The organism is Streptomonospora litoralis (assembly GCF_004323735.1).
Classification (GTDB): Bacteria; Actinomycetota; Actinomycetes; order Streptosporangiales; family Streptosporangiaceae; genus Streptomonospora; species Streptomonospora litoralis.
In genome coordinates this window covers 4,066,273-4,079,514 of record NZ_CP036455.1, presented here as the reverse complement: position 1 = coordinate 4,079,514, position 13,242 = coordinate 4,066,273, and the positions used below count along the sequence as shown (strand labels likewise).

The window sequence follows — 13,242 nt, the reverse complement described above, 5'->3', positions numbered from 1 at the left end:
CAGGCTCGTGGTCCGCGGCAGTGCTGCAATAGTGGGACCCGCTAAGCAAGGAGGGGACAGGGATGCCGCGCGACGAACGCTCCCGCACCTCGGAGCCGCCCCGGCGCGCCTCCGCCCTGAACCGCTTACGCGCGCTCTACTACGGCTACCTCCTGCGCACCCGCCTGGTGGCGGGCCTGGTCGCCGTCACCGTGCTGGCGGTGGCGGCGGCGCTGCTGGGCCTGCCGGTGCTGACGACCGTGTCGGCGTCCGCGGCCGCCCTGCTGGTCTTCGCGGCGCTGATGCGCTCCGGCGACGCCGTGGCCACCGCGCTGATCTGCATCGGCTGGGTCGTCCTGGCCTACGCCCTGTTCCTCATCCCCGTGCGGGTCGCCGACGCTTCGGTGCTACTGCTCCTGCCGGTGCTGGCGCTGCTCGTGTCGCTGGCCGCCACCCGCATCACGGCCTTCCCCGTGTGGCACACCACCCTGGTGGCGCTGCTGGTTGCGCTGATCGCCGGGCTGGGTGTGGCGCTGGCCGGGATGGTCGCCGGATCCGCCCCGGCCGCGCTGGGTGTGCTGTGCGCCGCCGGAGCTGCCGGGCTGGCGCTGCTGTGGCGGGTGCTGGCGGCCTACCGGCTCCGCCGCACCCTGAGCGACCTGGGGGCGCCCCCGCCCACGCGCGAGGGCGGGATGCGCGGCGGTGCGCCGGCGCAGGCCGCCCCCGCCGCCGGGGTGCGCCAGCGGGCGTCGGAGGGCGGGCGCGCCCGCACCGCGGCAGACGGCGGTGAGGACGCCGCACCCGTCCCCGTCGACGAGGCGCTGGCGGAGTTGGAGGACATGATCGGTCTGGACCCGGTCAAGCAGCAGGTGCGCGCGATCGCCGCGTCGATCGAGGCCGCGCGGCTGCGCGCGGACGCCGGGTACTCGGTGGACCGACCGCTGCGCCACCTGGTGTTCTCCGGGCCGCCGGGAACCGGCAAGACCAGTGTCGCCCGCGCGCTGGCCACGGTTTTCCACTCCTTCGGTCTGCTGCCCACGCCGCGGGTGGTCGAGGCCCAGCGCGCCGACCTGGTGGGGGAGTACCTGGGTGCCACCGCCATCAAGACCAACGAGCTCATCGACCGGGCGCTGGGCGGTGTGCTGTTCGTCGACGAGGCGTACTCGCTGGTCAACGACGGCGACGGGCAGCCCGACCGGTTCGGCAACGAGGCGGTGCAGACCCTGCTCAAGCGCGCCGAGGACGACCGCGACCGGCTCGTGATCATCCTCGCCGGATACGAGGCCGAGATGGACCGGTTCCTGTCGTCCAATCCGGGGCTGGCCTCGCGGTTCGCCACCCGCATCACCTTCCCCAGTTACACCGCGGAAGAGCTGCAACGCATCGCGGAGGCCCTGTTCGAGCAGCGGGGCGACCTCCTCGACGGCGAGGCCGGTCCCGCGCTGCGCCGCCGCTTCGACCAGACCGAGCAGCGCGGCGCCATCGACGACCTCGGCAACGGCCGCTTCGTGCGCTCCCTGGTCGAGAAGGCGGCCGAGGCGCGTGACGTGCGCGTCGTCACCGCCGGAGAGTCCGCGCACCGCCCCGACCCCGAAGAGCTGGTGACCGTGCGCGCCCCCGACGTCGCGGCGGCGTTCGACGGCCTCACCGCCCGCATGCCCGGCATCGGCGAGGCCCCCGACGTCGACGAGGCGCTGGCCGAGCTGGACGCCATGATCGGTCTGGCGCCGGTGAAGCGCCAGGTGCGCTCGCTGGTGGCCCAGCTGCAGATGGCCAAGCTGCGCGAGGAGCAGGGGTTGCGCAACCATCCGCCCATGCGGCACTTCGTCTTCTCCGGGCCGCCCGGCACCGGTAAGACGTCCGTCGCCCGCATCCTCGGGCGGGTCTTCGCCGCGCTGGGGCTGCTCAGCCGCGCCGAGGTGGTCGAGGCCCAGCGCGCCGACCTGGTCGGCGAGCACCTGGGTGCGACCGCCATCAAGACCGACAAGCTGGTCGACCGGGCGCTGGGCGGTGTGCTGTTCGTCGACGAGGCCTACGCGCTGGCCAACCCCGGCTACAGCGGCGGCGACGCCTTCGGTTCGGAGGCGGTGCAGACCCTGCTCAAGCGCGCCGAGGACGACCGCGCCCGCCTGGTGGTGGTGCTGGCCGGCTACCCGGCCGAGATGGACCGGTTTCTGGCGGGCAACGCCGGGCTGGCGTCGCGGTTCAACGTGCGGGTCGCGTTCCCCAGCTACACCCCCGAGGAGCTGACGGAGATCGCCGAGGCGGTGGCCGACGACACCGGCGACGCGTTCGACGACTCCGCACGCGAGGACCTGCGGCGCATCTTCGGTTACGTCTGCGACTCCGGGTGGATCGACGAGCTCGGCAACGGCCGCTTCGCGCGCTCCCTGTTCGAGAAGGCGTGCTCCCACCGCGACGTGCGGGTGGCCGACGAGCTCGGCGACAGCGCGACGGCCGCCGAGCTGACCGTCGTCACCAGCGAGGATGTGCGCCAGGCCTACGCCGAGGTGACGCAGCGCTGAGGGGCGCGGCCCTGCTGCTAGTGTCCGGCCCATGAGTGGACCCAACACCCCCGTGCGCCAGGCCGTGATCCTCGCCGGAGGGCAGGCGACCCGGCTGCGTCCCTACACCGACACCCGCCCCAAGGCCATGGTCGAGGTCGCCGACCGGCCGATCATCGACTACCAGCTGGAGTGGCTGGCCTCGCACGGCGTCGAGCACGTCGTCGTCTCCTGCGGCTACAAGGCCGAGGTGCTGCGCGAGCACCTGGACGGCCACCCGGCCGGGCCGGACATCACGCTGCTGGTGGAGGACGAGCCGCTGGGCCGCGGCGGCGCCCTCCGGTACGCGGCGTCGGGCCTGTACGAGTCCCCCGAGCCCTACTTCGCCCTCAACGGCGACGTGCTCACCTGGTTCCCGCTGGACGAGTTCACCGCCTACCACCGGGACAAGGGCGGCGCGGCCACCCTGGCGCTCGCCCAGTACCAGACGAGCTGGGGCATCGTCGACGTCACCGACGACGGCGCGATCGAGGGGTTCACGCAGAGTCCGATGCTGCCGTTCTGGATCAACGCCGGCGTCTACGTCTTCGAGCCGTCGGCCACCGAACTGCTGCCGGCCAAGGGCGACCACGAGTCCACCACCTTCCCCGAGTTGGCCGCGCAGGGCCGCCTGTTCGGGTACCGCATCAACGGCTTCTGGCGCGGTGTCGACACGGTCAAGGATGTCAAGGAGGCCGGCGAGCAGATCCCGGCGCTTCGGGGGTCGGCGCGGGTCACCTGAGCCGGGTAGGCTGCGGCGCCGCCGGCGAGGGGCGGAGCGGGCGGGGCGCCCGGTGCGCGGTATCGTCGCGCCCGTGACGACGAACGAAGCACCGCGGCTGCTCTCCCAGGCGCCCAACTTCCGCGATCTCGGCGGATACCGCACGCGCGGCGGCGGCCGTGTCCGATCCGGCGTCGCCTACCGCTCCGGCGCCCTCGACCGGTTGGACGACGCCGACCTGGCGGCGCTGCGCGACTTGGGCATCCGGCAGGTCGTGGACCTGCGTACGGTCTTCGAGCGCGAAAACAACGCCGACCTGCTGCCCGACGGCGCCGACTACATCCCGCTGGACGTGCAGGGCGACCACTCCACGGGCGCCGATCTGGTGGAGGTGCTGACCGACCCGTCCCGAGCCGAGAGCGTGTTCGGCGACGGCGGCGCGACCCGGTTCATGCACGAGGTCAACCGCATCCTCGTCACCGGTGAGGAAGCCCGCGCCGGCTACGCCGAGGCGGTCCGGCGCATCGCCGCGGGCCCCGGCCCGACCGTCGTGCACTGCACCGCAGGCAAGGACCGCACCGGGTGGGCGGCGGCGCTGGTGCTGGAGCTGCTGGACGTGCCGCGCGAGACCGTCTTCGCCGACTACCTCGCCAGCAATGACCGGCTGGCCGGACTGCGGGCGGCGATGCGCGACATCTCCGAGCAGTCGGGTGTCGACCCGGAGCTGGTCTGGCCGATGGTGGAGTGCCGCCGCTCCTACCTGGAGGCGGCCTACACCGAAGTGGAGGAGGCCTTCGGCTCCTTCGAGGCGTATGCGGCCGAGGGTCTGGGGTTGGCGCAGTCCACGATCGACGCCTTGCGCGGGCGGATGCTGGAGTAGGAGCCGATGGGCGGGAGGGGCCGGGAGGTGCGCAGCGGCAGAAAGGATCTCGTAGTCCGGCCCGACGTCCGGAAAGGGCCGGCGAACCTGGCCCTGGCTACCGTGGTGGGCGCCGGGGCAAGCCTCAGCGCGGTGTTGGAGGCGGGTCCGGTGATCGGGTCGGGTGTGGCCGCGTTGTTCGCGGTGATGGTCGTTCTCAGCGCCTTGCACCTCTACCGCTCCCGGATCCTGCTGACACCGCAGGAGATCGTCCATCGCGGCGCTGTGCTCCAGCGGCGGCGGGCACGGTCGAGCGTGGCGGAGGTGGTGCGCGCCACCATCGTCGCGCCCCAAGGGCCGCACGTCGAGACCGTGTTCCTACTGGACGCCCGGCGCACCCTGCTCCTGAGGATCAACGCCCGCAACTATGCCCGCGGGGACATCGGCCGGCTGGTGAGAGCGCTCGGAGTCCGGCGCAGCGGTCCCCGGCGCCCGGTCGACTCCGGTGAGCTCGCCAAGATGTACCCGGGGCTGCACCTGGTTTCGTTTGTCGAGCGGTATCCGTACCGGATCGGGTTCGCGATCACGGGGGTCGTGCTGATCGGCTTCGTGGGAGTGTTAGTCGCGTCCTGAAGCGGGTGGACGGCGAAGGCCTGCATCCGGCCCCGCCTGCCGCTGCCGGCCGGGGCCGCGCGGTCTCGGCTCGGTGCGGTACTCCCAGCGCTGATCACGCCCCACCGCCCGGGGGTTTCCGGTCGGCGCCTCAGAGGTCTTCCAGCCGCCCGGATACGTCCTCGCCGGGCTCGGCGTCCCCCAGCACCTCCATCAGGGTGCGCAGGACCACGGGGCGCTCGTGGCCGCGGTCGAGCAGCCGTTCGGCCGCGCTCCACAGCTGGGGCGGGTCGCCCTTCCAGAGGCGTTCGGCCAGCTGCTCGTGGGCGTCCAGCGCCTCCTCCGTGGCGGCCGGGTCGGCGGCCCGGCCGGTATCGGGGATGCCGGTGGAGTGCCTGCCCTTGTGCCGGACGGGGGACTCGTACTCGCCGAAGTGGTCCAGCCGCAGCAGCGCCCGCCGCCCCTCGCGCGTGGCCGGGTCGAACTCGTCCTCGGACTCGGCGAGCAGGTCGCTGGTCAGCAGCGGAAACGCGAACATGCGGCGTGGCAGCGCCGACAGGTCGCCGTCGGGCAGCAGGCGCCGCACCACCTTCGCGGGAAGCCCGAACGAGGCGGAGACGTCCAGGTAGGAGGTGGTGAACGCGGCGGTGGCCTCCCAGAGTGCGTCCAGCGTCGCGCTGACCGCCACCTCCGGGAGGCCGTGGCGCGGCCCCGCCCAGCGGATCCAGGCGGCCAGCACGTGCGGCATGGCCTCGTGCTCCTCGGGCAGCAGGATGACCCGCCGGGGCAGCCATCTCAGCAGGAACGCCTCGACCTTGCGCGGGCTCACCCGCAGCGGGCGGTCGCTGTCCACGTCGCAGCCGTAGGCGATGATGTGGTCGACGCAGCGGCTCGCCGCGTAGGAGTCGGACAACTCGGCGGCGGCGTCGGAGGCCAGGAACCGCGCGGCGAGCACCGCCCGCCGGTCGCGGCTGCGCGCGGTGCGGTTCTGGCTCGCGGGCTCGCGCGGCAGCACCCGCACGCGCGACCGGATCAGGGCGTGGTGGGCGGCCGGCGACCCGTCGGTGATGCCCTGGCCGCCCGAGCCCGCGGCGATGGCGCGGTCGGTCTGGGTCACGGCGCTCTCCAGCAGCACGCGGGCGCGCTCCAGCTTCAGTTGGGCGAAGGTCGCCATCGGGTCGCCGCCTTCGGCGCGGCCGCGGCAGTGCGCCAGCAGCTGCTCGACCTTGGTGGTCACCCAGGCGTCGCGCAGCACGCCGCCGCTGTTGTGGTCGACGACGGCGATCAGGGCGTGCTCGCCGGCGTCTGAGCCGGAGTCCGCACCGTCGTAGCGGAACGTGGTGATGATGTCGTCGGTGTCGCCGAAGCGGTTGCCCGAGACGTAGGCCGCCACGGGCCGGGCACGTCCGATCGCATCGGCCCAGACCGGGCGCGCCGCCCCGTTCTCGGCGAGCGCCGTCGCTCCCTTTTCGGCCAGCTCGCGCTGATGCACGGTCGTGCCCAGAACGGCGATGCCGGTGAGCAGCGCAAGACCGGCCGCCGAACCCGAGGCCTCGGCGTGGGCGACCAGGCCCTCGCCCAGCAGGCGCTCGACGTCGACTCCGGGCACGCGGCGGCCCCACCACGAGCCGAGCATCTCGCTGACGCCGATCTCGGCGTCGAGCGGTTCACGGGTCGCGAGCAGGGTGCGTGCGGCGCGCAGCATCTCGGCGAAAACGGCCTCTGGCATGGCACCCGGATCCGGCTGGTCTGAGTGGGGCGGTACGGACACCCCACAGAGCCTAGGGCACCCGGACCATCGGCCAGGGTGCATCGGTGCGATCACCGCGTGCCGAAAGTGCGCGTGCGCGCCCGTCGCGGCGCGCGCCCGTGCGCCGCGACACGGCGGACGCTAGGCCGGCCGGCCGTGGCCGTGGATGCGGGGCGGGACGATGAGCCCGGAGGGCGGGGCGGACTTGATCATCGCCTGCAGGTGCTCGCGCGCTACGCGCTCCACCAACCCGGGGGTGACTCTGAAGCCCAGGTGCTCTGCGCATTTCCAGGTGTCGTTGACACAGCGCTCGACGCAACGGTGGGACAGCGCGCCGAACTCGCCCTGGAGTCGGCCCGCGATTCGTTGGAGATCACCTACGGGATAGGTTTGCAGCATCCTCGCTCACGCCCCCTCGCTGGCTGTGGTCTGGACGGCGACCACCATCCATTTCACTGCGTTGTGGCGGGGTGTCAACCCCCGCAGCGGGCGGCCTTAACGAGGTTTTGCGCGCTGCTGGCCCGCGGTGGACGGGGCGCTCCGACACCCGCCGGCGCGGGCCGGCCGCAAGGTACCGGCGGCGTCGCGGTTTATTTCGGACAGGTGGCGTGCGTGCACCGATTTCGGATTTCCCGCTCTTAGCAGGGACAAACCACTGCTGATTCGGAAAAGGATGACCGAAACAGCGAACACGCCCCTATGCTGGACGTGACGGCGTATTATTTGCCATCCGCTATGGCCGCTGACTTTCCGCTGTGCCCCGTCTCGGCGAGTCGACGCGGTTGTGGCCTATGCTGATGCGGTGGCGGTCCCGGCCCGGCCACGCGCGGGTCCGCCCGCAGGGGATCGCGCGCCGCCGGTGAGTCATGGACGATAGGGAGTGATCGGCGCGACCACCGGTGAGCCGTGGACGGAGTGGCTCCCGCCTCCACAGGTGCCCGGCCCGCATTGGTTAAGCTTCTGGCGCTCGCCCAGGCGAGTCCCCTCGAAACGGGGGAAAGGACCCCGGAGGTGTCATCGTTGAGCACCGAGACGTCCGTCCCGCCCCCGCGCATGTCCGAACTGGGCCCCGTCGACTCCGCCCTGCTGGACACCCTGCTGCGTGAGGCCCCCATCGGCTTCGCGTTCTTCGACCAGGCGGGCCGGTTCCAGCGCGTGAACCGCGCGCTGGCCGCGATCTACGGCATCGAGGAGTCCGCCTGCCGCGGCCGCGCGCCCTCGGAGGTCCTGCCGTCGGCCGACGACGCCGCCGCCCACGAGGCGGCGATAGCGGCCGTGCTCGCGGGTGAGGGCGTGGTCGACACCGACCACCGCGCCGCCGGCACCGAGCCCGACGACACCGGCAGGCAGCACGGGTGGTCGCTGGCCTGGTACCCTGCCCGCGCCGACGGCGAGATCGACGGAGTGGCGCTCATCGCGGTCGACCTCTCCGACCGCTACACCGCCGAGGTGGCGCTGCGCCGCACCGAGGAGCGCTACCGCTCCCTGCTCACCGCCACCAACCAGGTCGTGTGGACCGCCGACGCCGACGGGACCGTGCGCGAGGACTGCCCCGAGTGGCGCACCATCACCGGACAGACGGCCGAGCAGTACCTGGGCCGCGGCTGGCTCGACGCCGCCCATCCCGACGACCACGAACAGGTCGAGCGCGCCTGGAACGACGCGGTCGCCGATCACACCACCTTCGACGAGATCTTCCGGGTGCGCACCCAGTCCGGCGACTTCCGCTACTACCGCTCCCGGGCCGTGCCGATCATGCGCGGCGATTCGCTGATGGAGTGGGTGGGCGCGCACAGCGACATCACCACCCAGCACGAGGCCGACGACATGCGCCAGCGCCTCACCCAGCAGTTGGGCGAGGCGGCGCTGCGCACCGTGCGGCTGCAGAAGGCCACCGCGGACCTCGCGGAGGCGCTGACGGTGGGCGAGGTCGTCCAAGCCATGACGGAGATCGGCCAGTCGGCCGTGGGCGCCGACACCACCACCCTGGGCGAACTGGACCCCGACAGCCTGCGCCTGTCGATGCTCAGCGACGATCCCGGTGCCCGCTCGGCCGCCCGGCCGGGCTACGCGGCCCCGGGCTGTCCGGCGACGATGGACATGGCGGTCCGCGAGAAGAAGCCCTTCATCGCCCAGAACCCCGCCGAGTTGCGGGCCCTGCTGGAGGACGAGGACGACACCGAGGTCCTGGAGTTCCTGCACGCCACCGACCAGCGGGCCTGGGTCGCGCTGCCGCTGCTCAGCGCCGGCCAGCCCATCGGCGCGCTGCGCTTCGCCTTCGCCTCCGCGCGCGACATCTCCGACGAAGAGAAGGTCTTCCTGGAAGCGCTCGCCGGCCAGTGCGCCCTCGCTCTGGAGCGGGCCAAGCTCTTCGAGCGCGAGCACCGCACGGCGGAGGCGCTGCAGACGAGCCTGCTGCCCGAGGACCTGCCCAAGGTCAAGGGCATCCGGATGCAGGCGTTCTACCGTTCGGGCACCCAGCACGTGCAGGTCGGCGGCGACTGGTACGACGCCTTCCCGCTGCCCGACGGCCGCGTCGCCGGCGTGCTCGGCGACGTCATGGGCAAGGGCATCAAGGCCGCGACCGGCATGAGCCGGGTGCGCAACGCGCTGCGCGCCCTGGCGTTCAGCATGCCCGAGCCGGCCGACGTCCTCACCGGCCTGGACCGGATGTTCGACGCCACCGAGGGCGCCGACCAGGTGACCACCCTCGTCTACTTCGTTCTCGACCCCGAGACCGGCCAGATCGACCTGAGCAACGCCGGCCACCTGCCCCCGCTGGTCGTTACCGAGCAGGCGGGCCCCTGGCTGCTGGAGGCCGAGCCCGACACCCCTCTGGGAGTCAGCTCCGAACGGGGACACCACAAGTTTTTCGTGCAACCCGGTAACACCGTGGTGCTCTATTCCGATGGACTTGTTGAGAACCGAAAGCGTGCTGTCGCCTCCGGTCTCGACGAACTGGTCACCGTAGCGTCCCAAGCGCGGCCGGAGGTGGTGGGCGATCCACAGCACATGCTCCAGTACCTTGTTGAGGGCATGCTCGCAGGGTATGAGCAGGACGATGACGTCACGCTGCTCGCCGTCCACCTCCCGGTGATGGACAGCGCACCGGAGTAGATAGACCGTACGAAGAAGTCCGACACTTTGCCTAAGGTGGAGGAGCCATCAGCCCCGCTGCGGCGGGGGGTGGGTTCGAGGACCCGACGGTGGGTTCGGTTCCGCGCACGGCGCGGCAAGATCCTACTGGGCGGATGTGCCCAAACGCTAGAGAGGGCGCATACGCTGAAAGAAGTCGGTGTCCCCGTCGGCCAGGCGGGGATGCTCCCGGGCAAGAGCGAGGAGAGGCGGCAGCTCTCCCCTCGCGGCTCATAGGGCCGCCGGGTCCAGCAATCTCGCCACACGTCCGTTCGAGAGGTGTTTGTGTCACCTGCCAGTTCGACCCGCTCTAAGCAGCCGGACTCGCTGCACGAGCCCGTCATCCAGCAGTTGATCGAGCGTGGGCGGTCCCAGGGGTACCTTGAGCCCGAGGACGTGCGCCGTGCCTTCGAGGAGGCCGACATCCCCATGTCGCAGGCGCAGGCCGTGCTTCGCAGCCTGACCAAAGAGGGCGTGACCCTCGTCGTGGGCGCCGAGGAGTCGGCCCCGTCCCGGCGCAAGTCGGCGGCGGGCCGCAAGTCCGCGGCGGGCCGTAAGCGCGAGACCGCCAAGAACGCGGCCGAGGCCGCCCCCAAGGCCAAGCGCGCCGCCGCGGCCCAGGAGCAGACCGACACCGTCACCGCTGTCGTCGACTCCGCGTCGCCGGCCGCCACCGCCACCGCGCCCAAGAAGCGTGCGGCCGCCGCGGCCCCGGCCCCGGAGGCTGCGCCGGAGGAGGAAGCGGCGGCTCCCGCCGCCGAGCCGGCTCAGAAGCCCGCCCGCAAGAGCTCCGCCAAGTCCTCCGCGGGGACCAAGAAGACCAAGGCCAAGGCGAAGACCGCCGAGGCCGCGGACGCCAACACCGCCGCTCCGGCGGCGGCTCCCGCCGGCGACTCCTCCCAGGGCGGCGCCAAGGACGACCAGGGTGAGGGCGGCGCGGACGGTGCGCTGGAGGTCGCCGAGGACCAGGACATCGAGTTGGAGTCGACCGACGAGGAGTTCGAGGACACCGGCGTCGAGCTGGAGCTCGTCGAGGACCCGGACGACGGCTTCGCGCCCGCCGAAGGGCCTGTCGCCGGCTCGGGCGTCAAGCCCGAGTCCGTGGGCATCCCGGAGAAGGCCGCGGCCAACACTTCCGAGGACGAGGCGTTCGTCCTCTACGACGATGACGACGACGCGCCCGCCGCCCAGGTCGTGGCCGCCGGCGCCACCGCCGACCCGGTCAAGGACTACCTCAAGCAGATAGGAAACGTCGCACTCCTCAACGCCGAGCAGGAGGTCGAGCTCGCCAAGCGCATCGAGGCCGGCCTGTTCGCCGAGGAGAAGCTGGCCGACGACGGGGCCTCCCTGACCCGGGACTTCCGCGACGAACTGGAGTGGATCGCCGAGGACGGCGGCCGCGCCAAGAAGCACCTCCTCGAAGCCAACCTGCGCCTGGTGGTCTCGCTGGCCAAGCGCTACACCGGCCGCGGCATGCTGTTCCTGGACCTCATCCAGGAGGGCAACCTCGGTCTGATCCGCGCGGTCGAGAAGTTCGACTACACCAAGGGCTTCAAGTTCTCCACCTATGCCACCTGGTGGATCCGCCAGGCGATCACCCGGGCCATGGCCGACCAGGCGCGCACCATCCGCATCCCGGTGCACATGGTCGAGGTCATCAACAAGCTGGCGCGGGTGCAGCGGCAGATGCTGCAGGACCTGGGCCGCGAGCCCACGCCCGAGGAGCTGGCCAAGGAACTCGACATGAGCCCGGAGAAGGTCGTCGAGGTGCAGAAGTACGGTCGGGAGCCGATCTCGCTGCACACTCCGCTCGGCGAGGACGGCGACTCCGAGTTCGGCGACCTCATCGAGGACTCCGAGGCGATCCAGCCGGGCGAGGCGGTCAGCTTCACCTTGCTGCAGGAGCAGCTGCACTCGGTGCTGGACACGCTGTCCGAGCGCGAGGCTGGCGTGGTCTCGATGCGCTTCGGTCTCACCGACGGCCAGCCCAAGACCCTCGACGAGATCGGGAAGGTCTACGGTGTGACCCGCGAGCGCATTCGACAGATAGAGAGTAAGACCATGTCGAAGCTGCGCCACCCGTCCCGTTCCCAGGTGCTGCGCGACTACCTGGACTGAGGCGCGGCGGCACCGCAACCGCACCTCGGCAAAGACGAGCCCGCCGCTGGAGCGCTGCGCCCACGAACCCGCGTCCGGGCATCCCGGCGCTGGGATGAGCGGGCGGCTGCGCATCGGCGACGGTATGCGCCGCGGCGCGCGCCTGCGGTGGCGGCGGTCCGTCGCCGCCTGGGCCGAGGGCCGGCGGCGTCGAGTTGCGTTGTCCATGCTCCGTGTCGTTCGTGGTGCCTGGTCGCCCGAGCGCGCCGCCGAAGAGGCGGGCGTCCGGTCGCCGAAGGGTGCGTACGGACGGCGGGTGCCGCTCGGCGATTTCGTTGCGCCGATTCGACGGTCGACCGGGCCGGTCCCTCCTGACCACGGGGACCGGCCCGGAACGCATCCGCGGTACCGGCCGACACCGGTGCTCCCTGTACGTGTGGCGACTCCGCAGGAAGCACCGCGGCCGTGCGACCGCTCCGTACAACTTCCTCATCCGACGCGACTATCCTGCCGATCGCCGTGTATGGCCGAGATAAAGCGTCGATATCCGTTCGTTACCGAGCGGTGCCGCTATCGCCGCTCAGCGTCCGGACGGTGCCGGAAATCCCCCCGTCACACGGGCCTTTCGCGCACTTGGTGGAAAGCGGGGAAGCTCGCAGTACGTGCGCGGTGTCACCACCCCGCACTCCGTCGGCCGTCGAAGGCGGCGCATCCTCCCGTGCTCGATCGTGCCCGGCGTCTTCACCCGCGCTCGATCACGTCCAGTGTCCACGGGTGGTTGCGGCGTGCCGGCTCGCCGAGTTCGACCGGGTAGCCGAGGTCGCCGAGTGCCTCCGCGAACTCGGCCGGGGTCTGCACGTTCACGCCCTCGGCCAGCAGGCTGTGCGCGACGGAGCCGCGGACGGCCTTGGCCATGTGGCTGACGACGGTGCGATTCGCCGTGTCGCCGGTGCCGGTCTCACGCAGCACCCGCACCGCCACCGTGCGCCGCGCGGTTTCGCCGCCGGGCCGCCACGCCGCGGCGTAGGTGGAGGAGCGGCAGTCGACGACGAGTTCGCCCTCGGCGCGCTTATCCAGCAGGTCGCTGAGCTGAGCGCGCCAGTACGCGCCGAGTGGGCCGATTCCGGGCAGCTTCACGCCCATCGACAGTCGGTAGGGCGGCACCCGGTCGCCCGGGGCCACTACGCCCCACAGGCCGGAGAAGATCAACACGGACGCCGCCGTCCGCTCGGCCGCAGCGGAGTCGAGCAGGTCCGGCAGTGCCATGCGGTCGTAGAGCACGCCGGTGTAGAGGTCGGCGGCCCGCAGCGTCGGCGCGTCGGAGAGGTTCCGGTTGCGCCGGAGCGCCTCGCCCTGAGCGGCGGAGATCCCCAGCACCTCCCGCGCGGGCTCCTGTGGGCCGCGGCACAGCTCCTCCAGGTGCGCCGTCACCTCCTCCCGCGCCTGGGCGACCTCCGGCAGCGTCAGCGTGCCGAGATCCACCGGAGGGCCGTCGCCGGTCGCGGCCTTGCCCTCGGACGGCGGCAGCAGGATCAGCATGCGCGGG

Annotated in this window: 9 protein-coding genes; 6 read left to right on the top strand and 3 right to left on the bottom strand. The window is 72.0% G+C overall.

Features of this window, described 5'->3' with window-relative positions; all coding sequences use genetic code 11:
- Positions 1-62: 62 nt before the first annotated feature.
- The 4 genes from EKD16_RS17160 (at position 63) to EKD16_RS17145 (ending at position 4,735) form a co-directional block, all read left to right on the top strand.
- The gene (locus tag EKD16_RS17160; protein WP_131099308.1) at positions 63-2,504 is read left to right on the top strand and encodes an AAA family ATPase; all 2,442 of its coding nucleotides are present in this window, start codon (positions 63-65) and stop codon (positions 2,502-2,504) included.
- 31 nt (positions 2,505-2,535) lie between these two features.
- Positions 2,536-3,264 carry a nucleotidyltransferase family protein gene (locus EKD16_RS17155; protein WP_131099307.1) on the top strand — a complete coding sequence of 243 codons (729 nt, stop codon included), beginning with the start codon at positions 2,536-2,538 and terminating at the stop codon, positions 3,262-3,264.
- Between the two features lie 73 nt (positions 3,265-3,337).
- Positions 3,338-4,123: a tyrosine-protein phosphatase gene (locus EKD16_RS17150; protein WP_242677018.1), complete on the top strand. Its 786-nt coding sequence runs from the start codon at positions 3,338-3,340 to the stop codon at positions 4,121-4,123.
- A 132-nt stretch (positions 4,124-4,255) separates the two neighbouring features.
- Complete coding sequence (locus EKD16_RS17145; RefSeq protein WP_165498593.1) at positions 4,256-4,735, top strand: hypothetical protein; 480 nt, start codon at positions 4,256-4,258, stop codon at positions 4,733-4,735.
- Between the two features lie 130 nt (positions 4,736-4,865).
- Here the strand turns inward: EKD16_RS17145 and EKD16_RS17140 are convergent, their stop codons facing one another.
- On the bottom strand, positions 4,866-6,419 hold the full coding sequence (locus EKD16_RS17140; RefSeq protein WP_131102714.1) for a hypothetical protein: 1,554 nt from the start codon (positions 6,417-6,419) through the stop codon (positions 4,866-4,868).
- A 186-nt stretch (positions 6,420-6,605) separates the two neighbouring features.
- The gene (locus EKD16_RS17135) at positions 6,606-6,863 is read right to left on the bottom strand and encodes a hypothetical protein (protein WP_131099304.1); all 258 of its coding nucleotides are present in this window, start codon (positions 6,861-6,863) and stop codon (positions 6,606-6,608) included.
- Positions 6,864-7,517: 654 nt separating this feature from the next.
- Here EKD16_RS17135 and EKD16_RS17130 point away from each other — a divergent pair.
- Entirely contained in the window at positions 7,518-9,581 is a 2,064-nt protein-coding gene (locus EKD16_RS17130) for a SpoIIE family protein phosphatase (protein ID WP_131102712.1), read from the top strand.
- A gap of 414 nt (positions 9,582-9,995) precedes the next feature.
- Positions 9,996-11,717 (top strand): RNA polymerase sigma factor, encoded by a 1,722-nt coding sequence (locus tag EKD16_RS17125; protein WP_242677449.1) that lies wholly within the window; start codon positions 9,996-9,998, stop codon positions 11,715-11,717.
- Positions 11,718-12,437: 720 nt separating this feature from the next.
- On the opposite strand, the gene yaaA is transcribed toward EKD16_RS17125, so the two are convergent.
- Positions 12,438-13,235, bottom strand: coding sequence for a peroxide stress protein YaaA (yaaA, locus tag EKD16_RS17120; RefSeq protein WP_131099303.1), 798 nt, complete (start codon positions 13,233-13,235; stop codon positions 12,438-12,440).
- Positions 13,236-13,242 lie beyond the last annotated feature (7 nt).

Bases quoted from the DNA above. Each gene is read 5' to 3' on its own strand.
- EKD16_RS17160 (WP_131099308.1), top strand. From the start codon at position 63: ATGCCGCGCGACGAACGCTCCCGCACCTCGGAGCCGCCCCGGCGCGCC.
- EKD16_RS17155 (WP_131099307.1), top strand. From the start codon at position 2,536: ATGAGTGGACCCAACACCCCCGTGCGCCAGGCCGTGATCCTCGCCGGA.
- EKD16_RS17140 (WP_131102714.1), bottom strand. From the start codon at position 6,419: ATGCTGCGCGCCGCACGCACCCTGCTCGCGACCCGTGAACCGCTCGAC.
- EKD16_RS17135 (WP_131099304.1), bottom strand. From the start codon at position 6,863: ATGCTGCAAACCTATCCCGTAGGTGATCTCCAACGAATCGCGGGCCGA.
- EKD16_RS17130 (WP_131102712.1), top strand. From the start codon at position 7,518: ATGTCCGAACTGGGCCCCGTCGACTCCGCCCTGCTGGACACCCTGCTG.
- yaaA (WP_131099303.1), bottom strand. From the start codon at position 13,235: ATGCTGATCCTGCTGCCGCCGTCCGAGGGCAAGGCCGCGACCGGCGAC.